At 68.9% G+C, this 26,267-nt stretch carries 22 protein-coding genes and 1 tRNA gene; 11 read left to right on the top strand and 12 right to left on the bottom strand.

Annotated elements, in window-relative coordinates; genetic code table 11:
- The first annotated feature begins 23 nt into the window (after positions 1 to 23).
- The 4 genes from JW792_RS04830 (at position 24) to JW792_RS04815 (ending at position 3,161) form a co-directional block, all read left to right on the top strand.
- Positions 24 to 113, top strand: a tRNA-Ser gene (locus JW792_RS04830).
- A gap of 97 nt (positions 114 to 210) precedes the next feature.
- Positions 211 to 657, top strand: a complete 447-nt coding sequence (locus tag JW792_RS04825; protein ID WP_135996872.1) for a type II toxin-antitoxin system VapC family toxin — start codon at positions 211 to 213, stop codon at positions 655 to 657.
- Between the two features lie 106 nt (positions 658 to 763).
- Complete coding sequence (locus tag JW792_RS04820) at positions 764 to 2,386, top strand: peptidoglycan-binding protein (protein WP_206340903.1); 1,623 nt, start codon at positions 764 to 766, stop codon at positions 2,384 to 2,386.
- A 34-nt stretch (positions 2,387 to 2,420) separates the two neighbouring features.
- Positions 2,421 to 3,161 carry a hypothetical protein gene (locus tag JW792_RS04815; RefSeq protein WP_135996874.1) on the top strand — a complete coding sequence of 247 codons (741 nt, stop codon included), beginning with the start codon at positions 2,421 to 2,423 and terminating at the stop codon, positions 3,159 to 3,161.
- Here the strand turns inward: JW792_RS04815 and JW792_RS04810 are convergent.
- The gene (locus tag JW792_RS04810; protein ID WP_135996876.1) at positions 3,112 to 3,756 is read right to left on the bottom strand and encodes a GDSL-type esterase/lipase family protein; all 645 of its coding nucleotides are present in this window, start codon (positions 3,754 to 3,756) and stop codon (positions 3,112 to 3,114) included. The genes JW792_RS04815 and JW792_RS04810 overlap by 50 nt on opposite strands.
- Positions 3,753 to 4,064, bottom strand: a complete 312-nt coding sequence (locus tag JW792_RS04805) for a cupin domain-containing protein (RefSeq protein WP_135996878.1) — start codon at positions 4,062 to 4,064, stop codon at positions 3,753 to 3,755. Before JW792_RS04805 ends, JW792_RS04810 begins: the two co-directional genes overlap by 4 nt.
- Before the next feature lie 125 nt (positions 4,065 to 4,189).
- On the opposite strand from JW792_RS04805, the gene JW792_RS04800 reads away from it, so the two are divergent.
- Entirely contained in the window at positions 4,190 to 4,639 is a 450-nt protein-coding gene (locus tag JW792_RS04800) for an Lrp/AsnC family transcriptional regulator (RefSeq protein ID WP_135996880.1), read from the top strand.
- An 84-nt stretch (positions 4,640 to 4,723) separates the two neighbouring features.
- Positions 4,724 to 5,398, top strand: a complete 675-nt coding sequence (locus tag JW792_RS04795; protein WP_135996882.1) for a fumarylacetoacetate hydrolase family protein — start codon at positions 4,724 to 4,726, stop codon at positions 5,396 to 5,398.
- A gap of 6 nt (positions 5,399 to 5,404) precedes the next feature.
- Here JW792_RS04795 and JW792_RS04790 read toward each other — a convergent pair whose 3' ends face one another.
- On the bottom strand, positions 5,405 to 7,057 hold the full coding sequence (locus tag JW792_RS04790; RefSeq protein WP_135996884.1) for a thiamine pyrophosphate-binding protein: 1,653 nt from the start codon (positions 7,055 to 7,057) through the stop codon (positions 5,405 to 5,407).
- Between the two features lie 148 nt (positions 7,058 to 7,205).
- Here JW792_RS04790 and JW792_RS04785 point away from each other — a divergent pair, with 148 nt between their 5' ends.
- Positions 7,206 to 7,676: a hypothetical protein gene (locus JW792_RS04785; RefSeq protein WP_135996886.1), complete on the top strand. Its 471-nt coding sequence runs from the start codon at positions 7,206 to 7,208 to the stop codon at positions 7,674 to 7,676.
- A gap of 92 nt (positions 7,677 to 7,768) precedes the next feature.
- Here JW792_RS04785 and JW792_RS04780 read toward each other — a convergent pair whose 3' ends face one another.
- From JW792_RS04780 to JW792_RS04770, 3 genes are all read right to left on the bottom strand, one after another.
- Positions 7,769 to 8,143 carry a hypothetical protein gene (locus JW792_RS04780; RefSeq protein WP_135996888.1) on the bottom strand — a complete coding sequence of 125 codons (375 nt, stop codon included), beginning with the start codon at positions 8,141 to 8,143 and terminating at the stop codon, positions 7,769 to 7,771.
- 108 nt (positions 8,144 to 8,251) lie between these two features.
- Positions 8,252 to 9,448 carry a serine hydrolase domain-containing protein gene (locus JW792_RS04775; RefSeq protein WP_135996890.1) on the bottom strand — a complete coding sequence of 399 codons (1,197 nt, stop codon included), beginning with the start codon at positions 9,446 to 9,448 and terminating at the stop codon, positions 8,252 to 8,254.
- Between the two features lie 25 nt (positions 9,449 to 9,473).
- Positions 9,474 to 11,462 (bottom strand): TonB-dependent receptor, encoded by a 1,989-nt coding sequence (locus JW792_RS04770; RefSeq protein ID WP_135996892.1) that lies wholly within the window; start codon positions 11,460 to 11,462, stop codon positions 9,474 to 9,476.
- A 144-nt stretch (positions 11,463 to 11,606) separates the two neighbouring features.
- Here JW792_RS04770 and JW792_RS04765 point away from each other — a divergent pair, with 144 nt between their 5' ends.
- A complete protein-coding gene (locus JW792_RS04765; protein WP_135996893.1) occupies positions 11,607 to 14,213 on the top strand; it encodes a M14 family zinc carboxypeptidase in 2,607 nt (868 codons plus the stop codon).
- 165 nt (positions 14,214 to 14,378) lie between these two features.
- Here JW792_RS04765 and JW792_RS04760 read toward each other — a convergent pair whose 3' ends face one another.
- The 3 genes from JW792_RS04760 to JW792_RS04750 all read right to left on the bottom strand — a co-directional run bounded on the left by JW792_RS04760 (position 14,379) and on the right by JW792_RS04750 (position 18,232).
- On the bottom strand, positions 14,379 to 14,702 hold the full coding sequence (locus JW792_RS04760; protein WP_135996895.1) for an FAD assembly factor SdhE: 324 nt from the start codon (positions 14,700 to 14,702) through the stop codon (positions 14,379 to 14,381).
- 133 nt (positions 14,703 to 14,835) lie between these two features.
- The gene (locus tag JW792_RS04755) at positions 14,836 to 15,807 is read right to left on the bottom strand and encodes a hypothetical protein (protein ID WP_135996897.1); all 972 of its coding nucleotides are present in this window, start codon (positions 15,805 to 15,807) and stop codon (positions 14,836 to 14,838) included.
- A gap of 97 nt (positions 15,808 to 15,904) precedes the next feature.
- On the bottom strand, positions 15,905 to 18,232 hold the full coding sequence (locus JW792_RS04750) for a VWA domain-containing protein (RefSeq protein WP_206340902.1): 2,328 nt from the start codon (positions 18,230 to 18,232) through the stop codon (positions 15,905 to 15,907).
- A gap of 241 nt (positions 18,233 to 18,473) precedes the next feature.
- Between JW792_RS04750 and recG the strand changes: the two genes are divergently transcribed.
- Positions 18,474 to 20,567 carry an ATP-dependent DNA helicase RecG gene (gene recG / locus JW792_RS04745; protein WP_135996899.1) on the top strand — a complete coding sequence of 698 codons (2,094 nt, stop codon included), beginning with the start codon at positions 18,474 to 18,476 and terminating at the stop codon, positions 20,565 to 20,567.
- On the opposite strand, the gene JW792_RS04740 is transcribed toward recG, so the two are convergent.
- The gene (locus JW792_RS04740) at positions 20,551 to 21,246 is read right to left on the bottom strand and encodes a DUF502 domain-containing protein (protein WP_135996901.1); all 696 of its coding nucleotides are present in this window, start codon (positions 21,244 to 21,246) and stop codon (positions 20,551 to 20,553) included. The two genes, recG and JW792_RS04740, sit on opposite strands and share 17 nt — an antisense overlap.
- 155 nt (positions 21,247 to 21,401) lie before the next feature.
- Between JW792_RS04740 and JW792_RS04735 the strand changes: the two genes are divergently transcribed.
- The gene (locus JW792_RS04735) at positions 21,402 to 22,610 is read left to right on the top strand and encodes a DUF3089 domain-containing protein (protein WP_135996903.1); all 1,209 of its coding nucleotides are present in this window, start codon (positions 21,402 to 21,404) and stop codon (positions 22,608 to 22,610) included.
- Positions 22,611 to 22,645: 35 nt separating this feature from the next.
- Positions 22,646 to 23,806, top strand: a complete 1,161-nt coding sequence (locus JW792_RS04730; protein WP_135996905.1) for a metallophosphoesterase — start codon at positions 22,646 to 22,648, stop codon at positions 23,804 to 23,806.
- A 56-nt stretch (positions 23,807 to 23,862) separates the two neighbouring features.
- On the opposite strand, the gene rfaE2 is transcribed toward JW792_RS04730, so the two are convergent.
- Both rfaE2 and kdsA read right to left on the bottom strand, forming a co-directional pair.
- Positions 23,863 to 25,344: a D-glycero-beta-D-manno-heptose 1-phosphate adenylyltransferase gene (gene rfaE2 / locus JW792_RS04725; RefSeq protein ID WP_135996907.1), complete on the bottom strand. Its 1,482-nt coding sequence runs from the start codon at positions 25,342 to 25,344 to the stop codon at positions 23,863 to 23,865.
- Between the two features lie 22 nt (positions 25,345 to 25,366).
- Positions 25,367 to 26,236, bottom strand: a complete 870-nt coding sequence (gene kdsA, locus JW792_RS04720) for a 3-deoxy-8-phosphooctulonate synthase (RefSeq protein WP_241095060.1) — start codon at positions 26,234 to 26,236, stop codon at positions 25,367 to 25,369.
- Between the last annotated feature and the right edge of the window lie 31 nt (positions 26,237 to 26,267).

The raw sequence follows: 26,267 nt of genomic DNA, 5'->3' as shown, positions 1-26,267 counted from the left end.
GTCCGGCTACACCCTGTCTCACCGGAGGAGTGGCTGAGTGGTCGAAAGCGGCGGTCTTGAAAACCGTTGAGCGTGTGAGCGCTCCGGGGGTTCGAATCCCTCCTCCTCCGCCACGCGACCGGATATCCCGCCGCAATCGAGGGGGCGCATGATCTTGCATCCTTCCATCGCCTGTTCCGCGGGACGGCGCCGGCGGCGGGCGCGCGAGCCGTGACCGATTCTGCCCTGCCGAGCGCCTTTCTCGATGCGATGATGTTTCAGTATCCCGACTGGCCGCTGATCCAGGAGATCGCGCGCCGGGCAGAGGGGCGTCTTTCGCTGCGGGTCGGCGGCACGGTCCGGGAGGAGGTCGCCCATCCGCGTACCCCAAAATTCGTCAGATCGCGGGCAGAGCGCTTCTCCCCCCTGCCCGAGCCCGTCTTCGACTCCGGCGACCGGGCACGAGCGGAGCGGATCGCACGCGCCATCCACGGCGGCGGACGCGGGCTGCGCCATCTCTCCGACGCGCTCCATATCGTGGAGGCCGAGCGGTACGGCGCTGCCTATTTCATCACGGCGGACCGGCGCATTCTCGACCGCCGAACGGCCATTCTTGAGGAGGTCCGGGTCTATCCCTGCGCACCGGCCGAAATGCTTTCCATCCTTGAGAGAGGCTAGCTGAGGAACGCAGCTTGCGGAGGCGTCGGGTGAAAAAACCGCGGCCGATGGATGAACCCAGATGTTCACAGCACGTTAACCCTTCGAGATTCTCGGAGGGGAGATCATGGCCTCGGCCATCAAGTCAGACGATTTCCAGCCGTCGTGGGGCAATTTGCGCGCGGGGGCGGCCTTTCTTCTTGCCGCGCTTGTGCTGCCGGTCCTGGCCGCCTGCGACCTGATCGAGGCGCGCGGCAAGCAGGTCTACGAGGCCTGCCTCTTCGATTCGCGCCAGTCCAACACCTCGCTCGCCTGCCAGTGCTATGTCGACGAGGTTTCCGCCGCGCTTTCCCGCGAGGAATGGTCGCAGTATCACGAGATGGCCGGACGCGGCCACTATGCCGACCCCGACCGGTTGAGTTCGGCCTTCCCTCAATCGCGCATGGGAATCTTCGAGCGCGCAGCACGCCGCTGCGGTCTCGACCTCTTCGCTCCCGAGGAGGAGATCGTGAGCCCGGGGCCGAACGGGACGATCGATCCCTATCGCGGAACCGGTGGTCAGGTCACGATCAACACCCAGGCCAACTATCGGCCGAGCCAGGAATACCGGTATGGGGGCGGCTACCCGCGCGGTCAGGACGCCTTCCCGCGTGCACCCTGGCCCTATGTGCGTCACGAGGGCGAGCCGCGTCCGATCTGCGTGCGCGGGATCGGCTACGGCGAAATCTGCATGACGCGAGAACAGGCCGCCCGCCTGTATAATGACGGCGCGCGCTACTGGCTGCTGCGCGGGGATGCGGAACTCGCCACCGTCGACCTCCAGCTCGGGACCGACTGGGTGGACGTGCGTGCGCCCCGGCAGGGTTCCCAGGCCCAGAGCCGGGACGGAGACTATCATGCGTATGATTCCAGCTCGATCCGGCTCGCGATGGAGTACTGGAACTTCTCCATAGACTGGGGCCGTCCGTTCGGCGCTCAATCGGCCCTGATGGCCCAGCGCCGTCTCCAGGCACACATGGTTCAGTGCGAGTCCTCTGCCGACGGGGAGAGCCTGGCACGTATCTCCAGGCGCGGCCCGGAAGAGGCCGGCGATGTGATCAGCCTGGAATTGCGCCAGGCCGCACTCGCCGCGCTGGGGTACTACGCCGCGCCGGTTGACGGTCATTACGGCCCGGTGACGCGTGATGCGGTGCGCGGTTTCCAGCGCGAGCTCGGCTATGACGAGACCGGCTCGCTGACGCCGCGCCAGACGACGCTGCTGATCTGCCACGCCGCCCAGACCGCCCGCGACCCGCATCTGCAGAATGCGCTCGGCATCATGTACGCGACCGGGCTCGGCGTCGGGCGCAATGCCGATCTCGCGCTGGAATGGTTCGAGACCGCGGCGCGGCGCGACGATGCCGACGCCTTCTTCAATCTGGCGCTGATCTACGGCACGGGCGCCGTGCTGGGCAGCTATCGCCTGTGCGGCATCATCGAGAACCCCGAGCGCGCCGATGCCTATCTGCGCGATGCCGCGGCCCTCGGCCACCCGGTCGCCGAGCGCTGGCGTGCCCATCCCGAGTTCCGCCGCCATCCGACCGCCGAGAGCCGATGGATCGCGATCTCGAACCGCCTGGAAGAAGCCGCCGCCGACGGTGACGGCGCGTTCTACCTCGAATGGCGCAGTCATATCGATGTCGATCGCTTCGCCTCGCCCGATCTCGCCTGTCTGGAGCCGGAAGGAGGCACTGCCCGTGAACCGTATTGAGCCCGCTCACCCCCGCCCCCGCGGAGATTCGATCATGAAACGCGCCAGCCTTCTTCTCGCCGCCCTCTTCCTCACCGGATGCGTGGTGCCGCCGCCCCATGCCGATCCGTACGACCCCTACGACCCGTATTACGGAGCGCGCTATGCGCCGCATCCGGCCGAGGAGAGCGCCGACACCGCGCAGCAGATCTGTTCGATCGACTCCCTGACCGAAGCGCGCAACGAGATGCGCTCCGAGATCGAGCGCGCGGGGTATGACCGCGGCTATTATTACGGCCCGGACTACGACAGCAGGGAGCGCGCCCGGATCGAGACGCGCGAGAGCGTGAGCGAGCGGCCCTACGGCCCCCAGACCGAGACGGTCGAACTCGTCCACGCCTTCGCGGCCGATCTCGATGCGGCCTACCGCTTCGCCACATCGTCCTGCCAGGCCTACCAGATGTGCATGCAGAACCAGGGCTATGAGGAGGCCGCCTGCATGTCGACCGCCCAGCAATGGCAGGATGCGCGGCGCGACTTCACCGCCCTGTCCGGCCGGCTCGCCGAGATCCGCCTCGCCATCACGCAGACCTGTCATGGCTGCGTGCGCGTGCCGGCGCCCCATCACCGGCCCCACTATCGCGACCCCCATTGCCGCGACGGCTATTGCGAGCCGGACTACTGCGAGGGGGATTACTGCGACGGGTATTACGAGGAGGATTGCGACGACGTGCTCGGCGATGTCTTCACGACGAGCCCGTGCCGGTACGAACCCCGACGCTACCGGCGCTATTGAAACGGGCCCGGGCGCGATCGCACGCTTCGCGCCAGACGCCTGATGCCGCCACGCGCTCGGCGAGGCGCTCGTAGCCCGCTTCGCCGGGATGGAGCCCGTCCCCCGATCGCATCTGCTCGCGCCAGACCGGGTCCTTGCTCAGCACGCCAAAGGCATCGAACACCAGCCCTCCGGCCGCCTCGGCGTGGCCTGCGAGCTCCTTGCCCAAGCCGGCGAGAAACGTGTTCAGCGCGGCGTCCCCGGACGGCGGCGGCGTGACGAAGAGCACGACGTGGTCGCGCGACGCCTGCCCGAGGATCGCCTCTGCCTGCGTCAGCACCGATGCCCGGTCGGCCGAAGCGCGCTGCAGGGCATCGTTCGTTCCGAAGGAGAAGACGAGCAACCCTCCGGCGGGCAGCCTCGAGCGCGTTTCGCAACGCCACCGCCGGGCGATGTCTCTCACCGTCTCTCCCGGTACCCCGAGGTTATAGGCGAGCAGTTCCTCGCGCGGATAATGTCGGGAGAGCCGGCCGACCCAGCCCAGGCGTCCGGGATCGCCGATGCCGAGCGTCAGGCTGTCCCCGACGAAGGCCGCGCGCACCGGGCCGCCGCTCATGGCTCCTGGCCCTCGATCACGAGCAGGCTGGCGCCGCCGCGTGGGTGAGCGACATGGCTCTCTCCGGCTCGGATCTGGAGCAGGTCGCCGGCGCGCAGCGTGATGATCTGCTCTGTCCCTTCGGGGTCGCGCGTATGCATGTCGACTTCGCCGCCGAGCACGAGGAAAATCTCGTCGGTCGCATTCTCGTGCCAGCGAAAGGGCGCATCGGTCCAGCGCAGCTTGACGATGGCCCGTTCGATGAAGGCGAGATTCTCGCCCGCCCAGGCGCGATCGGCTCGAAAGCTCGCTCCTTCAATCTTGCGCATGTGGTGACTCCCTGCTTCAAGCGCATTGCCGTGAGACCGACCCTGGTCCGGGGTAGAAACGGAAATCCATCGGCAAGACGCCGGATCGCCCGGCAGATCGCCGGAATCGCAGGAGATCGCCCGTCATGCCCCGCCATCTCGACGAGATCGACGAGAAGCTTCTCCAGCTTCTGGAGCGCAATGCGCGCCTGACCGCGGTGGCGCTGGCGCGGGCGGTGAACCTGTCGCGCAGCGCCGTCCAGGAGCGTCTCGGCAGGCTGGAGTCCGAGGGGGTCATCGGGGGCTACACGATCCGGCGCGGATCGGGCGGACGCGAGGCCCGGGCCGAGGCGATCCTTGCGGTACGCATCGCGACGCGTCCGTGCGAGAACGTGCTGCGCCGGTTCTCCGACTGGCCGGAGATCGTGTCCTGCTGGTCGGTGGCAAGCGGCGAGGTCGACGCGTATCTTCACGTCGCCTGCGCCGACGGCCAGGCGCTCGGCGACTTGCGCGAGCGCCTTGCGAACGTGAGCGGCGTCGCCGAGATCACCACCGCTCCCGTTCTGCGCACGGTCACCCGGCGCATCGGGCCCTGACAGGGGGAAGGCGTCCAGCAGATGACCGCGCGGGCGCCAAGCTGCTACACAGCGGTCCGCTTCAGACCGATCCGGGAATCACGCATGACCGACCTCGTCTTCGACGCCCCCGAGCCCGTCACCCTGCCCGTCACCGACGGACGCGCCTTTCCGGTCCGCCGCATCTACTGCGTCGGCCGTAACTATGCCGAGCATGCGCGCGAGATGGGATCCGATCCCGATCGCGAGCCCCCCTTCTTCTTCACCAAGCCGCGCGACGCGGTTGTGACCGGCGAGAGGGTCGCCTATCCGCCGGCAACCTCGGACCTGCATTTCGAGGCCGAACTCGTGCTCGCCCTGAAGAGCGGGGGGGCGAACATCGCGGTCGCGGACGCGCTGGACCATGTATTCGGGTGTGCCGCCGGCGTCGATCTCACCCGCCGCGATCTTCAGGCGCAGGCCAAGAAGGCCGGCCGGCCCTGGGACACGGCCAAGGGCTTCGATCAGTCCGCGCCCGTCGGGACGATCGCGCCCGGCCTGCCGGACATGTCCGCGGCGATCTCGCTCGACCTGAACGCAAAGACGCGACAGCAGGCGCGGCTGTCGGACATGATCTGGAGCCCGGGCGAGGTTGTCGCGCATCTCTCGCGCCTGTTCCGGCTGGAGGCCGGCGACCTGATCTTCACCGGTACGCCGGCTGGCGTCGGGCCGCTGATACGCGGCGACCGGGTGGAGATGCGCATCGAGGGACTGCCCGGCCTCGACTTCGAGATGGTGTAGACTCCCCTACCCGCCCCGGATCGCGCTCAGCGTCTTGCCGGGCGCGATAGCCTCGACATCGCCCTTGATGACGATCATCGCGGGACGCTTTGCGCCGCGTGCGCGCTTGAACGCCGCGGGAAAATCGTCCTCGTGCTCGACCACGCTCGCGTGGAGCCCGAAGCTCTCGGCGTACTTCCTGAAGTCCGGATTGGTCAGGTCGGTGCCCGACACGCGTCGGGGATAGTCGCGCTCCTGATGCATGCGGATCGTGCCATAGGCGCCGTTGTCGACCACGATGAAGATGACGTTCGCGCCATAGCGCATGGCGGTCGCGAGTTCCTGGCCGCACATCAGGAAGCAGCCATCGCCATTGACCGAGATCACCTCGCGCTCGGGATGGGCGAGCTTCGCCGCGATGGCGGCCGGGACGCCATAGCCCATCGCCCCCGAGGTCGGGGCGAGCTGGGTACGCCAGCTGCGATGCTTGAAGAAGCGGTGCAGCCAGGCGGCGTAATTGCCCGCCCCGTTGGTGACGATCGCGTCTTTCTTCACCAGCCTGAAGAGATCGTTGAACACCTTCGAGAGATTTACGCCCGACACGGCCTCGAGCGGCGCGGTGAACGCCTGGAACTCGGCGTGGGCGGCCTCGGCCTCGCCGGCCCAGGCGCTGGAATCCACCTCGATCGCCTTCAGCGCGCGTGCCGCTTCGGGGATGGAGGCATTGATCGCCAGGGCGGGCTGATAGACCCGGCCGAGTTCCTCGGCGCCGGGATGGATGTGGACGAGGGTCTGCCTGGCCACCGGCGGGGTGAACAGGGTGTAGCCGCTCGTCGTCATCTCCCCGAGCCGCGGCCCGAGCGCGATGACGAGATCCGCGCTCCGCACGCGCTCGGCGAGCTTCGGATTGGGCGCGATGCCGACATCGCCGGCATAGTTGGGCCTCGTGTTGTCGTAATAGTCCTTGGCCCGGAAGGTGCACCCGACGGGCAGGTCGTTGCGTTCCACGAAGCGGCGCGCGTGCTTCACCGCCTCGGCGGTCCAGCCGCCGCCGCCGAACAGGACGAAGGGGCGCCGGGCTTCAGACAGCATCGCCCTCAGCCGCTCCATGTCGGCCTTCGCCGGCGCCGCACGGGCGGGCTCCACGCGCGGCACGGGTGCGGCGTCGGCGTCCTCGACCAGCATGTCCTCGGGCAGGGCGAGCACGACAGGGCCCGGCCGGCCGTTCATCGCCGTAGCGAAGGCGCGGGCCATGAATTCGGGAACGCGGGCGGGATCGTCGATCTCGGCCACCCACTTGCACTGATCGGCGAAGAAGCGCCGGTACTCGATCTCCTGGAAGGCCTCGCGCTCGCGCATGTCGCGCGCGACCTGGCCGATCAGCAGGATCATCGGGGTGGAATCCTGCATCGCCGTATGCACCCCGATCGCGGCATGGGTCGCACCCGGCCCGCGCGTCACCATGCAGATGCCCGGCCGACCGGTGAGCTTGCCGTAGGCTTCGGCCATGTTGGCTGCCCCGGCCTCGTGCCGGCAGGTGATGAAGCGGAACCGGTCCTCCACGTCGACGAGCGCGTCGAGCACGGCGAGATAGCTCTCGCCGGGAACGCCGAAGGCCATGTCGGCGCCGTTCGCGAGGAGTGCGTCGACGAGATGCTGGGCACCGGTGCGCGTGGGCATGAAATTTCCCCTGTCTAGAATCAGCGAGCAGCTAGCGCGCCCTAGCCACCCAAGGCAAGGCCGGCCGCGCCCCTGGCACACTCCTGTAAGCAATGATTCAGGGCCCGATCCCAGTGTGATTCGCGTCGTCGGGTCAGGAGGCGGTGCTATGGCAATCGACATTCAAGTGCGCGGCGTGCGCCTCGTGGCGACGCTCGCCGGCGCCGCGGGCTGGCAGGACATCGAGGAGGCCTTCGAGACCTGTGCGGCCTGGCTCGACCGCGATGCGGGGATCGGCCAGGTGCTGTTCGACCTGCGCACGGCGCGGCTCGGGCTCTCCGGCGTGGAGGCCGACCAGCTCGCCGAACTCGTCACCTCCACATTCCCGCGCCCGGTAACCGCGGCCATCGTCGAGCCGGAAGCCCTGGCGGGACGCGAGCGCGTGGTGCAGTTCGCCGCCAAACTCGAGCGCCTAGGCCTGTCGGTCGCGATCTGCGCCTCGCTGAAGGGCGCGGTGAAATACCTTCGCACCGTCGAGCAGCGGCCCCGCCCGCCGGCCCTGGACGGGCTGCTCGGTCAGGTGAAGATCGAGATCGAACGCATCCTGATGCCGCACGATATCGGGCTGCGCCGCGGTTGATCCGCCTGCCCTTCGGCCGGCGCGGACATGTAATCGCCGGCATGTAATATTGTATTCATTCCTTCCCTTCCAGACTTGTCCGCCTGACGCCTTCAGGAAGGGGACGCGTCGTGGCGTTCGAATTCGAAATTCGCGGAAGCCGGCTCGTGGGGCGACAGCTCGGACGCATCGACTGGCAGGATATCGACGATGCGCACGCGGCGGTGGGCGGAGCCCTGCTCGAAAATCCCGACGTCCACCAGATCCTGCTCGATCTGCGCCGCGCCTCGCTCGAGCTGAGAGTCGGGGAGGTCGAGGAACTGGCCACACTCGGCCGGCTGACGACGGGCGGCGGGGTGCGCATCACGGCCATCGTCCCGCCTCCGGATCCGGTCGGGGCCGCGATCGCCGCGCGCTATGCCGCGACGATCCGCGACCTGGGCGGAAACGCGCGGGTGTTCGACACGATGCCCGAAGCGATCGATCATCTCGACAAGGCCGGCCGCACGGACACGCTGCCGGCGGGCGTGCGGCTGCAAGGGCCCTGCGAGCCGCCTTGCGGCGCGCCTGGCCGGACAGCGAACGCCGGGCCCGGCCTAGTCGGTGATCGCCGCGGTCAGGCGCGCGATGAACTCGTTTCGCGCCCCGCCGTCGATCCAGCGGACCACCGCGACGATCTCGTGTTCGGGATCGACATAGATCATGTTCGTACCCGCCCCGAGATAGGCAAAGGCGCTTTCGGGCGCACTTTCCACGCGGATCGCGGCGCCTTCCACTTCCGGCCGGTTCAGGAAGAAGTTCATGTAGCCATAGCCCGGCGCCACGTCCGTGGGGGTGAGCGAGGCCTCGAACCACGCGTCGGAGAGCAGCGGCTCGCCCTCCCAGCGCCCGCGATTGAGGCCCAGCAGGCCAAGGCGCGCCTGGTCGTAGGCCGACAGCCACATCCCGCCGCCCCAATGCCCGCCGCCGGAGACCGACTGGATTACCTGCCCGTCGATCTCGACGAATGAATTCTCGTAGCCGTGCCAGATCCAGCTCCCGCTTGCCCCGATCGGGCCCATGATCCGCTCCTCGAGGACTTCCGGGAGCGGCCGGCGCCAGACATACAGTGCGGCCAGAGCCAGAGCATTCACGCGCACATCGTTGTATTCCCAGGCCGAACCCGGCTCCGGCGGGCCGGCGACCAGGTCGCTCGCCGGATCGTCGCGGTCCGGACGGTCCGCCCAGGCCGGCTTGCCGAACAGCTCGCCCCACCATCCGCTCGTCTGGCGCAGCATCTGGTCCCAAGTGATCGGCGCGTTGTGATCGGTGTGGAAGAGCGGATCCTCCACATAGGCCGACACCGGATCGTGGACGCTCGCGATCAGGCCGTCGTCGACGGCAAGGCCCACGACGTGGCTCAGGAAGGTCTTGGACACCGAGAAGGTCATGTCGACGCGTTCGAGATCGCCCCATTCGGCGACGATGTAGCCGTCCCTGAGAATGATCCCGGCCGGCCCGCCGCGGGCCTTGAGGGGTCCGATCGGCGAGGAGAAGGGTTCGTAGGACCAGGTCAGGGGCACGGTCACGGGCAGGTTGCTCGCCGGCGAGATCGCCTCCAGCTCGGGATCGTCGTGGCGCGTCTCGTTCTCGACCGCGAACGCGACGAGCGCGGCAAGGGCCTCGGGGTCGAAGCCCATCGCGGCCGGATCGCGCCGCTCCCAGGCGGCGCTGTCGGCGCTCGGAAAATAGTCCTGCGCGAAGGCGGGCGTGGCCACGGCCAGCGCCGCGGCGGCGACAAAGATGGCTCTCATCGAAGATTCTCCCTTTGCATCCAGCCTAACCGGAAACCCGCACCCCGATCGAGACCGCCCGCGGCTCTCCGGGAAAGTAGCGGTGGCTGCCGAAGGCGAAATCGGCGCGTTCGGCATAGCGCTCGTCGAGCACGTTGCGGATCGCGGCGAACGCCTCGACCCCCTCGCCCACCTCGTAGGCCCCGCGAAGGTTGAAGAGGTCGTGGCCCTCGTACCCCGCAGTGTTGGCCGCGTCGGCAAAGTACTCCCCGACGTGAATCCATTCCGCTTCGAGCGAAACGGCCTCGTGCGGCGTCCAGAGCGCACGGAGATTCCACAGCCATTCCGGCGCGGTGTCGACGCGGTTTCCTGGCGCGATGCCCTCGCTGGCATCGGCGAAGGCATATTCGTGGATCGCCCAGGTCAGCGAACCGGACAGGGTCAGCGCCTCCCCCAGCGGCTGCACCAGAGAGGCCTCGACGCCGTCATGGGTCGTTGCCGCGTCGGAGACGTTGAAGCCGTTGGCATCGCGGAAGAACACGTTCTCCTTGTCCATGGTGAAGGCGACGACCTCCAGCCGGCCTTCCTTCCAGGTGCGCACCCGGGTGCCCAGTTCGAGACTGTCCAGGCGCTCGGGTTCGAAGCCGCCGACCTGTTGACCGGTGTCGAGCCGGTAGAGTTCGGCAGTTTGCGGGGCCCGCACGCCGCGGGCCGCGCGGCCGAAAACGTCAAATGATTCGGAAATCTGCCAGACAAATCCGAGATGAGGCGCGAAGGTGGTGAAGTCGTCCGTGCGGTCGCCCGGGCGCAGGAAGCGCCCGAAGCTGCCGCTGGCGATACGGTTGTCGTACGCGTAGCGCGTCTCCTCCAGCCGAGCCCCACCCTCGATCGAGACGCCTTCCGTGATGTCGAGCCGCCCCTGTGCGAACGCGGCCCAGACGGCTGCCTCGACCTCGTAGTCGTAGTGCAGCCCCTGCGGGAACGAGCCGAAGCTCGCCCGGGTCTGGTTCTCGGTGAGGAAACCCTCGGTTATCTCGCCATCGAGGCCGATCATCAGGCGGGAACTCGCGGTTTCCCGCACCAGGGCCGACTGGAGTCCCAGGGAATCGTGCCCGGTCGTCTCCAGGGCTTCGGACGGCAGGAAGTGCAGGCGGAAATCCATCTCGTTGCTGCGTCCGTAGGCCGCCCCCTGCAGGCGCCAGTCCCCGGCGAGCGGGCGTTCGAGATGCAGCGCGCCGCGCAGCGCGCGCGCATTGCGAAAGGCCTCCGGGTCGGCGTTCTGGCGCGACAGGGCTTCGTCCTCGTACGCCTCGAAGCCGCGCACGAAGGTTGCGGTCTCCTGGTCGAGATCGACGAGGCTGGCGCGCAGCGACCAGTCGATCGCGCCCGTCTCGCCGTCCAGCCGCGTCTGCAGGGTGAAACGGTCGAGGCTCGCCTCCTCCCGCCAGCCGTCCTCGTGGCGCACGCTCGCCCCGATGAAGCCTGCGCCGAAGCGCGTCGCTCCGCCCGCGAAGGCGCGCGCCCTCACCCGGCCCCAGCTGCCGGCCTCGATCTCGGCAAGGCGGCCGGCCGTTTCCGGCTCGGGCGTCAGGACGTTCACCAGGCCATGCAGTGCATTCGATCCATAGACCGCCGCGCCGGGGCCGCGGATCACCTCGATGCGCCCGGCGAGGTCGTCGACGGCCTCGAACAGGCCGTTGATGTTGGCAAACCCCGCTGCGCGCAGCGCGATACCGTCCTCGAGGTAGAGAAAGCTCCCCGCCCCGGCCCCACCGGTGAAGACCGGGGAGCGGATCGCGGTGAGGTGCTCCACCCCGTTGCCGCGATGGATGAACACGCCGGGCGCCCGGTTCAACACCTCGGCGATGTGCTGCGCGCCGAGGCGTCGGAGCTCGCCGCGGTCGAAAACGGCGACGGGCGTCGCGAGTTCCTCGGCAGCCTCGACGCCGCGCGCGCCGGTGACCACGATGACGTCCCCCTCCGGCTCGGCCGGAGCGGCCTGGGTCAGGGCGAGCGCCAGTGCGGGCAGGATCATGTCGTCGTCCTCGTCATGCGGGAGCGCCCTGATCTAGACCGATTTTCCGGCCCGATCAGCCCCTGTGACGGACCTTCACGCAAGCTTGACCTCTGCCCGCCGGGGCCTAGGCTCGCTGCAAACCGATAGAACCGGGGAGTGAGCATGCTGAGATTTCTGGCGGCCGGGCTGGCCACGATGGCGCTGACGGCGGGTGCGAGTGCGGAGCGCTACGAACCGAAGCCGATCGAGACATTGCTCGCCCGCGATGTCCGCTATGACGCCGCGATCCCGAAACCGGAGGCCGTGACGGGCTTCGCCGTGGGCGAGATCATCTCCACGCCCGAAATGCTCCATGCCTATGCGCGCGCCGTCGACGCGGCCTCGGACCGGGTCAGCGTCGAGGTCATCGGACACTCCCATTTCGGCCGGCCGATCCTGCGCGTGACCACCACCTCGCCGGAGAACCAGGCGCGGCTGGAGGAGATCCGGCAGGCCCACCTCGCCCTGTCCGATCCGCAGGCCAACGCGACCGTCGCGGAGGACATGCCGGTCGTGGTGCAGATCACGCACGGCGTGCACGGCAGCGAATCCTCCGGCTACGATTCCAGCGCGCCGCTCCTGTATTACCTCGCCGCCGCGCAAGGCGCGGAGATCGAGGCGCTGCTGGACACCACCGTCATCCACCAGATCATCCTGATCAATCCGGACGGGGCCAACCGCTTTGCCGAATACATCAACATGCACCATGCCGAACGGGCGGTGGCCGATCCCCAGCATCGCGAGCACACCAGCTCCTGGCCCTGGGGGCGGATGAACCATTACTGGTTCGACCTCAACCGGCAGTGGCTCCCGGTCACCCAGCCGGAGGCGGTCGCGCTCGTGGAGGCGACCCATCACTGGCAGCCGAACGTCGCGGCGGACCTTCACGAGATGGGGCCGGACTCCACCTTCTTCTTCTCTCCCGGACCGCTCGACGGGCTGCACCCGCTTCTGAGCCAGGAGGCGCTGCAGCTCAATCTGCGCATGAGCGAGGTGCTGCAGCGGCAGCTCGACCAGGAAGGCGCGCTCTATGTCAGCGAGGAGGTCTTCGACGATTTCTACCTCGGCTACGGGTCGAGCTATCCCGGCCTTCTGGGCGGCATCCCCTACCTGTTCGAGCAGAGCTCGGTGCGCGGGCTGATCCAGGAGACCGAGCACGGCACGCTGCGCTATGACGACAAGGTCGGCCAGCAGGCCCGCACCGCGATCGCGCTGATCGAGTCCTCGCATGCCCACCGGCGCGAGCTTCTCGAGCATCAGCGCGCGTTCTACCGGGAGAGCCAGCGTCTGGCCGCGCAGAACCCGGTCAACGCCTATGTCTTCACCTCCCATGACCGGGGCCGGCTCGCCGAGTTCCTCGACATGCTCGCCGTGCATCGCATCGAGGTTCGCGAACTGGCCCAGCCGGTCAATGCCGGCGGGGTGCGCTATGCGCCGGGGGAGGCCTTCGTGGTCCCGCTCGCCCAGCCGAACTACCGGGTGGTCGAGGGGCTCTTCGAAACCCGGATCATCGAGGAGAAGAGCGCGTTCTACGACGTCTCGGGCTGGACCCAGCCGCTCGCCTACGATCTCGATTACGCCCCGCTGCGCGGCGGGCTGTTCGGCGGCAACGTGGCCGGCGAGCCCCTGGAGGGCTTCGAGCGCGCGGCCCCGGCTCCCGACGAGAGCGGGGTCGCCTATCTGCTCGACTGGAACGCCTTCCACGCCCCGCGTGCGGCCTACCGTCTCCTCGAGAACGGGCTGCGGGTGCGCGTCATTCCCGACCGGATCGAGATCGAGACGACGCAGGGCTCCATCGAGCTGGCCCCCGGCACTCTGATCGTGCCGGTCGCGGGTCAGACGCTCTCCGCGCAGGAGATTCACGCCCTGATGGAGCGTGCCGCCGCCGAGGACGGGGTGCGCGTCCATGCCGCGGCGACGTCCTACACGGCCACCGGCTCCGATCTCGGCGGGTTCAACGTCGCCGAGGTGGAGCGCCCGGACATCCTGCTCGTCACCGGCGAGGCGGTCAGCGCCTACGACGCGGGCGAGATGTGGCATCTGCTCGATCACGAGATGCACATGCACGTCTCGATGATCGACGCCGGGGATCTCGCGCGCGCCGATCTGTCGCGCTACAGCCACATCCTGCTGCCCGACGGCCGCTACGATGCGCTTGCCGAGCCGCTCAAGACCGCTCTCGGCGACTGGGTGAGCGAGGGCGGCGTGCTGATCGCCACGCGCGGCGGGGCGGTCTTCGCCGCCGAGCAGGGTCTGTCCTCCGCCGAACTCGTCGACGCCGCCGAAGCGCCGGAGACCGAGGGCGAGGAGCCGGTCCGCGACCCGCTGGACTACAGCGAGATCGAGCTCTGGGAGGTGGAGCACGACATTTCCGGCGCCCTGCTCGCCGCCGAGATCGACATCAGCCACCCGCTCGGGTTCGGATACCGCGACGAGGCCCTGCCCGTGCACAAGATCGGCACGCGCGCCTTCGCCCTCTCGGACAATCGCTTCGCGGCTCCGCTGCGCTATGCCGAGCGCGACCTGCTGCTCTCGGGCTACGCCTCCGAGCGCAACCGCGAGGGGCTCGCCGGCCAGGGCGCGGTCCATGTCCAGCGCAAGGGTCGCGGGTCGGTCATCCTGTTCGCGGACAATCCGTATTTCCGTGCCTACATGCTCGGCAGCTCGAAGATGCTGATGAACGCGATCTTCTTCGGCAACGATTTCCGCGATCCGTCGCGGCGCGAATAGGTCCAATCGGGAGGGTGGGAGTCGACTCTCACCCTCTTCGATTCTCGACTCCTACTACGACTACCACGCTACTGCTTTGACGGTTGGTCTGGGCATTAGCGCATATCTACGCTGGGAAAGAGCGCCGCGCATCTTACACCGGACCGGCCGGGGGGCGGACAAGGCTCAAGCCTTCGGGCCGTCGCCGGCCTCCATGTCGAGGTCGAAGCGGAAGGCCTTCAGCTGCTCCAGCACCGGGCCTTCGAAATTGGCCGGAGCGGGCGCGCTGCCGTTGATCCAGGCATAGACCTCGGTATCTGGCGCATCGAGCAGGCGCTCGAACTCGGCGAGCTCGCCCGGCGTCAGCGTGTCGAGCCGGTCCTCGGCGAAGCGGCCCATGATGATGTCGGCCTCCCGGAATCCCCGCCGCCACGCCCTGAAGCGCAGGCGCTTCCTGCGGTCGGCATCGTTGATCGGCGTGTTCGGGTCGGAGAAGGGATCATCGCTCATGGGCGGGGTATGTAGCGCGGGGGCGGCGGGGAGGAAAGGAAGCCGTCTGCATCGCGTGTTCCTTCTTCCCCACCCCTCCGGAAGCGGCGCGGGTCGGGCCCGGCGTCGAAACGGCGGGACCCCAGGGAGGCTCCTAGCGTCCGCGCTGGACGATCGTGTCGACCACGACCATGTCGTCGGTGAAGGCCCAGCCGACCGGCGTGTCGGCGCGCAGCAGAATCTGCACACGGCGCGACAGGTCGCCCTTGCTCCAGCTGGCGCTGTAGTTCGTGCCGACGCACTCGGTGGCCTGGCGGCCGGCCTCGACATTGAACTCGTAGCTGTCGGGCTCACGGTCAACCAGATTGCCCTGCCCGGAATAGAGCTCGATATCGTACTCCTGGGTGATCGGGCTGGTATTGCGGACCGTGACGCAATAGGTCACCTCGTCGTCACTGAACCAATCATCGATCACCTCCCGGTCGACCGAGACGATTTCGCCCATCGGCGGGATCGGCTCCCCGTCGCCGCTATAGGCTTCCCCGCCATAGGTGGTGCGGATGAAGGAGTTGTAGATCGCGGCGCTGGCGGTGCAGTCGAGCCAGCGATACCAGCTCGTCCCGTCGCAGATCGCATCCATCTCGCGCTCCATCCGGTCGTCGCACCAGCGCTGGGTCTTTTCCTGCAGGCGATAGCAGGCGTCGTGGCGCTTGCAGACCTGTTCGAACTGGCCGTCGAGCGCCGAGCCGGTCACCTCGGTGAGCCAGGAGGGGCCGCAATGATCGCTGTCGCGCATCATCGACTGTTCGCGCTCCTCGTAGGTCGTGGTCAGGGTGGCCGGCAGGTCCGGTACAGCGATCCGCGCGGCATCCGGCAGGGTCGGTCCGCTCGGGATCACCCCGCGCGGGAGACGGCCGCCCTGCTCCTCATCATCTTCGGAATCCTGCTGGGCCGTTCTTTGCAGGATCCTGCTGTCGATCCGGCTTTCGGCGCGGTCGTTGTCGCGCACGTCTCCGGGGTTCTGGACCGCCGCGGCGCCAGAGGCCGGAATGATGGTTAGCGCCAGAATGCAGAGCGCCGGTTTCAACATCGGTCCGATCCCGCAAAGGGCTTTCAGCAAGGTCATGGGTTCCCCCGAATGGCTTTGATACTAAAGTCGTGCGCCGCCTGCGGCGCCATGATCGGCGGCGGGCGGCCGCGTCATCGCGCGCGAATGTCCCGCCCTACTCCACCTCGATAATCGCCCGGCTGAGGACATCGCGCGCGGTGATGTCGAGCAGACGGAATTCGTAGGTGCCCGGCGTTTCGGGCAGGGTGAAGGAGAGCGTGGCAGCGTCCGCGGCCCGGGCGTCGATCCACGTGAAATCGGCCTGATCGGGCCGGGCCAACGCGACGCGCCGGTCATTTCCGTTTTCCTCGGCCGACCAGCCGATCTCGATCGTTTCACCCGCCACGCCGCTTTCGGGCGCGTCCAGCGAGCCGCCTGCATCGAGCTGGGCGGTCGCGGCTACGACCTCGACCGGATGCCGGGCGATCGTCCGGCGCCCCTCGTCGAGCACGTAGCGCAATTCATAAAGGCCGGGATTCTGCGGTGCGGGGAGATCGGCCTCCTGCGTATCGCGCACCCGCTCATAGTCGGTGTACGCGCCTTCCTCGGCCCCCATCGGCACGATGGTGACGAAATCGGTGGGACTGGGAACGGTGCCTGACCAGGAGACGCGGATTTCGGATTCGGCGCGCACGGTGTCCGGTCCGGATATCTCGATGTCGGTTTCAACGATCTCGATATCGGTCGAGGCCAGCGTGACGCGGCCCTCCTTGAGCACGTAGCGCACTTCGTAGAGGCCCGGCTCGGCCGGTGCCTGCAGGCTCGCCTCGTTATCGTCCCTGACCCTTGCGTAGTTCTCGTACGTGCCCTCGTCGGCACCGGCGGGCACGATGGTGACATAGTCGTCGGGATGTATGACGTTCGTCCAGCTCACATCGAAGGCCGAACCGGCCGTGGCGCTCTCGGGCGCGCTGACGGAGGTCTCGGCCTCGACGATCTCGATATCGGCCGAGGCGAGCGTGACGCGGCCCTCCTTGAGCACGTAGCGCACCTCGTAGAGGCCCGGCTCGGCCGGCGCCTGCAGGCTCGCCTCGCTATCGTCCCTGACCCTCGCATAGTCCTCGTACGTGCCCTCGTCGGCACCGGCGGGCACGATGGTCACATAGTCGTCCGGATGTATGACGTTCGTCCAGCTCACATCGAAGGCCGAACCGGCCGTGGCGCTTTCGGGCGCGCTGACGGAGGTCTCGGCCTCGACGATCTCGATATCGGCCGAGGCGAGCGTGACGCGGCCCTCCTTGAGCACGTAGCGCACCTCGTAGAGGCCCGGCTCGGCCGGCGCCTGGAGGCTCGCCTCGCTATCGTCCCTGACCCTCGCATAGTCCTCGTACGTGCCCTCGTCGGCACCGGCGGGCACGATGGTGACATAGTCGTCGGGATGTATGACGTTCGTCCAGCTCACATCGAAGGCCGAACCGGCCGTGGCGCTCTCGGGCGCGCTGACGGAGGTCTCGGCCTCGACGATCTCGATATCGGCCGAGGCGAGCGTGACGCGGCCCTCCTTGAGCACGTAGCGCACCTCGTAGAGGCCCGGCTCGGCCGGCGCCTGGAGGCTCGCCTCGCTATCGTCCCTGACCCTCGCATAGTCCTCGTACGTGCCCTCTTCGGCACCGGCAGGCACGATGGTGACATAGTCGTCCGGATTCTGCTCGCTCGCCGACCACGCCACGACAAAGGACGACCCCATCACCGCTTGCTCCGGCGCCTCCAGCGTGACGCTCGGCTGAGCGGCCGGCTCCGGCGCGGGTTCAGGCTCGGAGGCCGCCGCCCCGCCCGTCTCCACCAACGCAACGGACAGCTCTTCGGCCGAATCCGCGGCGACATAGCGCCCGCCGGTATTCTCCGCGATGCATTGCAATTGCGCGATCGTCTCCTCGTCGGCGACGTCGAAGCCGACCACATGGGCGGTGAAGGCCACGCCGCTGCGTTCCAGCTCGCTCGCGACCGCACACGGATCGGCATTGCAGGTCTCGCGCCCGTCGCTGACCAGGATCACCGTGGCGGGCCTGTCGGCATGGGACAGCGCCTCGGCGGCCTGGGCGACCGCATCGGTCATCGGCGTCTTGCCGCGCGGGGTCAGCGAAGCGAGTGCGGTATCGACCACCGGGCGCTCGGCGCCGACCGGCGCGACCAGCTCGATATCGGTGCAGTCGCCTTCGCGCCGGTGGCCGTAGGCCATCACCCCCAACTCGACCTCGGGATTCCAGCGATCCAGCAGGCCGGAAACCGCCTCGCGCGCGATCTCGATCTTCGCCACGCCGTCGATCTGGCCCCACATGGAATTGGAGGCGTCGATGACCAGGATGGCCTGTCCGTCTCCTTCAGGCACTGCCGGCGCCGCTTCGGGCGCTGCAGGATCCTGTGCGGCGGCCGGGGCGCAGAGCGCGGCGATGGCGAGGACGGCACCTAACAGCTGGGCCGGCGAAGCTTTCAAGGTCGGCATGGGGGCGTCTCCTGCCGCGGCTTCAGTCGCCCGACCCTAACGCGCCGGCAACCGCCTGTCAGGGGAAAACCGGGACAAACCGTTAAATTCATTCGACAACCCGGCCCGAAAGCCGCATCAGGACAGGCCAAAAGCCCGGATGGGAATTTATCGCCCCGTCGCGGCTCAGCCCGCTCTCGCCTCGGGGCTCGAATGCGATAAGCTCCCCGCCTCGAATCCCGTTTCATCGCGCCCCGGTGCCATGCGCCCCCAGCCCCTCTTCCCCCTGTTCGCCGACATCACGACGCTGCCCGGCGTGGGGCCGCGGCTGGCCGTGCTGATCGCGAAGGTGGCGGGCGGGGCGCGGGTGAAGGATCTGCTGTTCACCCCGCCCTCGGGCGTGACCGACCGCACGCGGCGCATCTACATCGCCGATGCCGGCCTGCCGGGCCAGGAAGGCATCGTGACCCTGGAGGGCGAGGTCGAGGCCCACATCCCGCCCGCGACGCTGAAGCAGCCCTACAAGGTGCGCCTGCGCGACGAGACGGGGTTTCTCCACCTGGTCTGGTTCAACGCCAAGCGCGATTATCTCAATCGCCTCCTGCCCGAGGGCGCGCGCCGGGTGGTGTCGGGCAAGGCCGAGCGCTTCGGCTCCGAGATCCAGATCGTCCATCCCGACCTCGTCGCCAAGCCGGACGAGATCGAGGAGGGCGATCTCGTCCAGCCGAACTACCCCCTCACCGCCGGGCTCACGATCAACGTGATGCGGAAGGCGATGAGGGGCGCGCTCGGCGTGGCGCCCGACCTCGCCGAATGGCTCGACGAGAGCCTGATCGCGCGCGAGGGCTGGACGGGGTGGAGAGCCGCCCTCACCCGCCTGCACCGGCCCGAGGCGGCCGGAGACGTGGCGCTCGAGGCTCCGCATCGCCGCCGCCTCGCCTTCGACGAGCTCTACGCCCACCAGCTGGCCCTGAAGCTCGCCCGCGCGAGCCGGCGCGCGCGCACCGGCCGGGTCATCACCGGGGACGGGCGCAAGGTGCAGGCCGTGCTCGACCATGCCCCGTTCGAGCCGACCGGCGCCCAGATTCGCGCGTTCGAGGCGGCGAAGGCCGATCTCGCGGCGGACACGCGCATGATGCGGCTGCTGCACGGCGATGTCGGCTCGGGCAAGACCTTCGTGGCCGCCCTGTGCGCGGCGCGCGCGGCCGAGGCCGGCGTGCAGACCGCGGTGATGGCCCCGACCGAGATCCTTGCACGCCAGCACGCCGCGGTGCTCGCGCCCATGCTCGCGCCGGCCGGGATTCGCGTGGCCGCGCTGACCGGACGCGACAAGGGCCGCGGGCGGGAGGAGATTCTCGATGCGCTCGCATCCGGCGCGGTCCAGGTCGTGTGCGGCACGCACGCCCTGTTCCAGGAGGGGGTGGAGTTCGCCGATCTCGGCCTCGTCGTGATCGACGAGCAGCATCGCTTCGGCGTCTCCGACCGGCGCAGGCTGACGATGAAGGGGCGCGCCCCCGACACGCTGGTGATGAGCGCAACTCCGATCCCGAGGACGCTGACCCTGGCGGTCTACGGCGATCTCGACGTCTCGCGCCTCGACGAGAAGCCGGCCGGGCGCATCCCGCCCGCGACGCGCGTGATCAGCGCCGAGCGCCTGTCGGAGGTGATAGAGGGGCTGCGCCGGGCGCTCAGGAAAGGCGAGCGCGCCTACTGGGTCTGCCCGCTGGTGGAGGAGAGCGATGTTTCCGACCTCGCCGCCGCGGAGGAGCGCTATCACCTGCTCTCGCGATCGCTGGACGCCCGCGTCGGGCTGATCCACGGGCGGATGAAGGCGAAGGACAAGGAAGCCGCGGCCAATGCCTTCCGCGCCGGCGAGATCGACCTTCTGGTGGCCACGACCGTGATCGAGGTCGGCGTCGATGCGCCCGACGCCACCATCATGGTGATCGAGCACGCCGAGCGCTTCGGGCTCGCCCAGCTGCACCAGCTCCGGGGCCGGGTCGGGCGCGGCGACAAGCCCTCCACCTGCCTCCTCGTCTATCACGGCCAGCTCGGCGAGACGGCGCGAAAGCGGCTCGAGGTGATGCGCGAGAGCGATGACGGCTTCTTCATCGCGGAGGAGGACTGGAAGCTGCGGGGTTCCGGCGATCCGCTGGGGCTGCGCCAGTCGGGCATGCCGGACTACCGCTTCGCCGATCTCGGCGTTCACGGCGATCTGCTCGCCATGGCGAGCGACCAGGCCAGGATGGTGGCCGGCAGGCCCGATCCGTTCGAGGGCGCGCGCGGCGAGGCGCTGAGGACGCTGCTCTACCTGTTCGAGCGCGACGAGGGCGTACGGCTCATGCGGTCGGGCTAGAGCCCGCGCCCTCGGTCTCGCTGACGGGGCCCTTCTTCAAGGGCCCGCCCGGGATCGAGCCCGGCGGCAGGTGTTCGGGCGTGACCAGGCCGAAGGAGATGATGAGCTTGGCGGCTTCCTCCACGCTCATCTCCAGGGGCAGCGCCTTGGAGCGCGGCACGAACAGCAGGAAGCCGGAGGTCGGGTTGGGCGTCGTGGGCACGAACACGCCGATGACCTCCTCGCCCTGGCCGACATGGGAGCGGATCTGGCCCTTGGCGAAGCTCGACACGAAGGCCACCGCATAGCTGCCCTTCATCGGGTATTCGACGAGGACCACCTCCTTGAAGCTCTGCTGGCCGCCGGAAAATACCGTCTCCACGATCTGCTTGAGCCCGCCATAGATGTTGCGCACCAGCGGCACCGAATTGACCACCCGCTCGCCGAAGCCCAGCAGGGTGCGCCCGAAGATGTTCGCGGCGAGCGCGCCGAGCAGGGTCAGGCTGAGGATGGCGATCAGCAGGCCCATGCCGGGAAGGGCGAAGGGCAGATAGCTTTCCGGGTTGTAGCGCGCCGGGATCAGCGGCTTGATCGTGGAGTCCACGAAATTGACGAAGGTCACGATGAGCCAGCCCGTCACCGCGACGGGCGTGACGACGACGATACCGGTCAGAAAGCTGTTACGGAGCCAGCGCAGCACGTGGGGAGCCTCCAGGGGGGGTAGGCGGAAGCGAGACGCTTATCACGTTCGCCCCGACAGCATAAGCGCCCTTGCGGCGGGATGATGGCGCGGGTGAAACTGCCAACGCGCGCCGGACCGTGCGCGTTCACCGGCGTGCAGCAGGGAAGACCATCATGATCCGACGCCCGCCCCGCTTCTCCTCGCTCTGGCTGACCGCGATCGCCGCGGCGGGCGCGGCCTTCCTCGCGCTCGCCCTGGTGGCCAGCTGGGTGCTGCGCGACCAGATCTACCAGACCTTCCTCGATCCCGGCGTGCCCTATCAGACCTACGAGGTCCCCCCTGCCCCGGACTATACCGATCCGGGGGGCTGGGCGATGAAGCCGGTCGCCATGGCGCTGACCGAGACCGAGCCGGTGGTCTTCCTGGTCCATCCCACGACCTATGACGGCGGATCGCAATGGAACGCCCCCTACGACCGGCCGCAGGAGGCCGAGGAGCTCGCAGGGATCGTTCTGCCCAACTATGCCGGGCCGTTCTTCGCCGCCGGGGCGGTGTACGCGCCGCATTATCGCCAGGCCGCGCTCTACGCCTTCATGAACAACCGCGAGGATTCCATCCAGGCCCGCCTCAAGGCCCATGAGGATGTGCAGCGCGCCTTCGCTCGCTTCCTGCAGGAAATCGGGCAGGACCGGCCCTTCATCGTCGTGGGGGTGGGCCAGCAGGGCGGGCTTCACGCGCTCGGCGTGCTGCTCGACCAGGTCGCGCCCGCCCCGCAGCTGCGCCGCCGCCTCGCCGCGGCCTATATCCTGGAGGCGCCGGTGCCGCTGGACCTGTTCGCCGGCCCGCTCGCCGAACTGCCCGCCTGCGCGGAGCCCGACCAGGTGCGCTGCATCATCGCCTATGCGACGATCGAGCCCGGCGAGCGCGACCGGGTCGACGCGCTGCTCGAACGCGGCATGTCCTGGACCGGGGACGGCGGGCTCGACTACGTGGCCGGGCGCGGCACGCTGTGCGTGAACCCGCTGCTGTGGCGCACGAGCGAGGACTTCGCGCCGGCGCGCCTGCATCGCGGCGGGGCGGCGGCCGAGGGGCTCGCGCCCGGCGACCACCCCTCCCCGCTGGCCAACCAGACCGGGGCGCAGTGCCAGAACGGGCTCCTGATGATCGAGACGCCGCGCTCGCGCGTCCTGCGCCGTCCGCACCGGCTCGCGGAGACGCGCCGCGTGCCCCCGTTCAACCTGTTCTATGCCGATCTCGAGGCCGATTCCGTGCGGCGCATGGAGATACTCACCGCCATCATGGCAGAGGAGGCGCGCTACGCACCGCCGCTGGAGGGCGTGGAGGAAGTCGAGATCGCGCCGGTCAAACCGATCGACGGCTAGCGCGTTGACCCGGGCAGAGCGAAACGGCGTATCCCATGTCCGGCCCGGCCATCACCCTTCCCGACTTCGCCCTCATCGTCCTGGTCGGCGATGACGGGGCGCTGCGCGACCGCTTCGCGCGCACCCATTTCGATCCGGCCGAGCGCGCCGCGACCGAGCCGGGCGCGAGCGGACAGGAGGCCCTCGCCGAGGCGCGCCTGGAACAGCGCCGGCTAACGCTCGTGGAGAACGACCGCTTCGACGCGGACGGGCGCCATCGCTGGCTGCAGATCGCGCGGCGCTGGCATGCCCCGTGTGTCGCCATCGTGCTGGAGGACGGCGAGCGGCTCATCAACAAGGTCGAACGCGCGCGCTTCGAGAGGATCGTCGACCTCGCGCGCCTCGACGATCCGGTCGCCGTCACGCTCGCCTTCGAGCCGCTCGACGAGGACCGGCGCACCGATACCGGACCGTTCGACATCGTCGGCGACGCCCATGGCTGCGCCGACGAGCTGGAAGCGCTTCTCGTGAAGCTCGGACACGGCGTGGAATGGCTCGAGGAAAGCGCCGAGCGGCGGGCGCGGATCACGCCGGCGGACGGGCGCCGCATCGTCCTGCTGGGCGATCTCGTCGACCGCGGGCCCAAGGCGCCGGACTGCGTGCGCCTCGCCATGGCGGTGGTCGAAGCCGGCGGCCACGTCGTGATGGGCAATCACGACGACAAGTTCCGCCGCTGGCTGGAAGGGCGCGATGTCGAGGTCAAGGCGGGCCTGGAGCGCACCGTGGAGCAGGCCCGGCGCGAGAGCGAGGCCTTCCGAGAAGCCGCCCACGATTTCCTCGAGGGCCTGCCGAGCCATGTCTGGCTGGATCGCGGCCGGCTCGTCGCCGCCCATGCCGGCATCCGCGCAGGAATGATCGGGCGGCGCTCCCGGGCGGTGAAGGGCTATGCCATGTTCGGCGAGCCGACCGGGGAGCTCGACTATCGCGGCCTGCCGATCCGCGCCGACTGGGCGCAGAGCTATTCCGGCGCGCCGGCGGTGGTCTACGGCCACACTCCGGTCGAGGACCCCGAATGGGTCAACAACACGGTCTGCATCGATACCGGCTGCGTGTTCGGGGGTGCGCTCACCGCCCTGCGCTGGCCGGAGCGCGAACTGGTGAGCGAGCCCGCCCATGCGGTGCACTACGAGCGGCCGGGCAAGCGCGCGCCGACATAGGTCATCCTCTCCCGCGAGCGGGGATGGCGTCGCTGCGGCGGCGAAGCCCTGACGGCTCAATCCATCCCGGAGAGCTTCTTCACGATATTGCTCGTGGACAGGCCCTCGACCAGCGGAGCGAGCACGACCTCGCCGCCCCTCGACTTGACGAAGGCCGCGCCGGGCAGGTCGTCGGCGATGTAGTCGGCGCCCTTGACGAGGACGTGCGGCTCGATCGCGCGGATGAGGTCCTCGGGCGTGTCCTCCTCGAAGATCACCACCCGGTCGACCATCTCCAGCGAGGCGAGCATGACCGCGCGGGTATGGGCGTCGTTGACCGGGCGCGAGGGCCCCTTCAGGCGGCGCACCGAGGCGTCGGAATTGAGCCCCACGATCAGCCGGTCGCACACCGAGCGCGCATGGCGCAGCACGGCGAGATGGCCGGGATGGAGGATGTCGAAACAGCCGTTGGTGAAGCCGACCCTCAGCCCCTCGCGGCGCCATTGGGCGGCAAGGCTCGACGCGGTCTCGCGCGAGATCACGCGCCAGTCGGGCGCCTCCTGCCCGCCCTCGGCGTCCTGGAGGACCTCCTCTGGCGTGACGGTCGCGGTGCCGGCCTTGCCGACGGCGGTCCCGGCGGCGAGATCGGCGAGCGCCATCGCGTCGGTCAGATCGATCCCGGCGGCGACGGCGAGCGAGAGCGCGGCGAGCGCGGTATCCCCGGCCCCGGACACGTCGAACACCGAGCGCGGACGCGCCCGGTGATGGGCGACCCGGCCCTCGCTGTCCAGCAGCGACATGCCCTGTCCGCCGCGGGTGACCAGCAGGGCCGAGGTCTCCCCGAGACGGTCCTTCAGGACGCGCAGCGCGGCTTCGGCGGTGGTGTCGTCGAACACCGGCAGGCCGGTCTCCGCGGCGAGCTCGTCGGCATTGGGCTTGATCACATGCGCGCCGTCGTAGCGGGTATAGTCCGATCCGCGCGGATCGACGCAGACCGGCACGCCGGCCTCGCGCGCGATCGCGATCACGGCGCGCGAGAGCGCGGGCGTGACCGTTCCGCGGCCGTAATCGGAGAGTATCAGGACACTCGCACCGGCTATCCGGGCACGAACCGCGTCCAGAACGGCATTTTGCGTCGCTTCCCCGATGGGCGCGGAGGGGTCGCGGTCGACGCAGAGCATCTGCTGGTTGTTGGCGACATAGCGGATCTTGGCCGGGGTGCGCCGGCCGGGCTCGACGATCAAACCGGAAATGTCCGGACTTTCGCCCTTGTCCGGACCATCGCCGAGCAGAGCGCGCACCGCCTCGCCCTCGCCGTCGTCGCCGATCACCCCGATCAGCACCGGACGGCCGCCGAGACTTTCCACGTTGCGCGCGAGATTGCCCGCCCCGCCCAGCATGGCCGAGCGCCGGGTCTCCGAAAGGATCGGCACCGGCGCCTCGCGGCTGATGCGGCGGGTCTCGCCGTAAACGAAGCTGTCGAGCAGCACGTCGCCGACGCACAGGGCATGCTTGCCGGCGATGGCTTGAAGATAGCGGGCGGCCTTGGCGCGCTGCATGTCGCTCCCCCGTCCCGCCGGCCTAGCCGAAGGAGACCGGCTTCCTCGACTTGGCGAGGCGGTCGAATTCGAGCAGGTCGGCGCACAGCGCCTCGAAATGCTTCAGCGGGATCATGTTCGGCCCGTCCGACGGCGCGTTGTCGGGATCGGGATGGGTTTCCATGAACACCGCCGCGACGCCGATCGAGACCGCCGCGCGCGCCAGGTGCGGCACGAATTCGCGCTGGCCGCCCGAGCGTCCGCCCTGGCCGCCGGGCTGCTGCACCGAGTGGGTCGCGTCGAACACGATCGGGCAGCCGATCTCGGCCATGATCGGCAGCGCGCGCATGTCGGAGACGAGCGTGTTGTAGCCGAAGCTGACGCCGCGCTCGCAGGCGAAGACGTTGGGATTGCCCGCGCCGGTGACCTTGGCGATGACGTTCTTCATGTCCCAGGGCGCCAGGAACTGGCCCTTCTTCACGTTGATCACCCGGCCGGTCTCGGCCGCGGCGACCAGCAGGTCCGTCTGGCGGCACAGGAAGGCGGGGATCTGCAGGACGTCGACGCTCTTTCCGACACCGGCGCACTGCTCGGCGGTGTGCACGTCGGTCAGGACGGGAAGCCCGGTCCTGTCGCGGATCTCCTCGAAGATCGGCATGGCCTTGTCCAGGCCGATGCCGCGCGCGCTTCCCAGGCTCGTCCGGTTCGCCTTGTCGTAGGAGGTCTTGTAGATGAAGTTCGCGCCGAGACGCTCGCCGATCTCCTTGATCGCGTGCGCGGTCTCCAGCGCGTGCTCCCGGCTCTCCATCGCGCAGGGACCGGCGATGAAGGACAGCGGCTGGTCGTTGCCGATCCGGTAGGCCGGTCCGCCCGGGCGGGCGATCTCGACGGTGGAATTGGGCTTCTCGCTCAAGGCAGGCTCCGTTGTCTTCGCGAGGCATCCC

The organism is Marinicauda algicola, from assembly GCF_017161425.1.
GTDB classification, from domain to species: Bacteria; Pseudomonadota; Alphaproteobacteria; order Caulobacterales; family Maricaulaceae; genus Marinicauda; species Marinicauda algicola.
The sequence above is the reverse complement of the archived record's forward strand: the minus strand, read 5'-3'. Positions and strand labels throughout refer to the sequence as shown.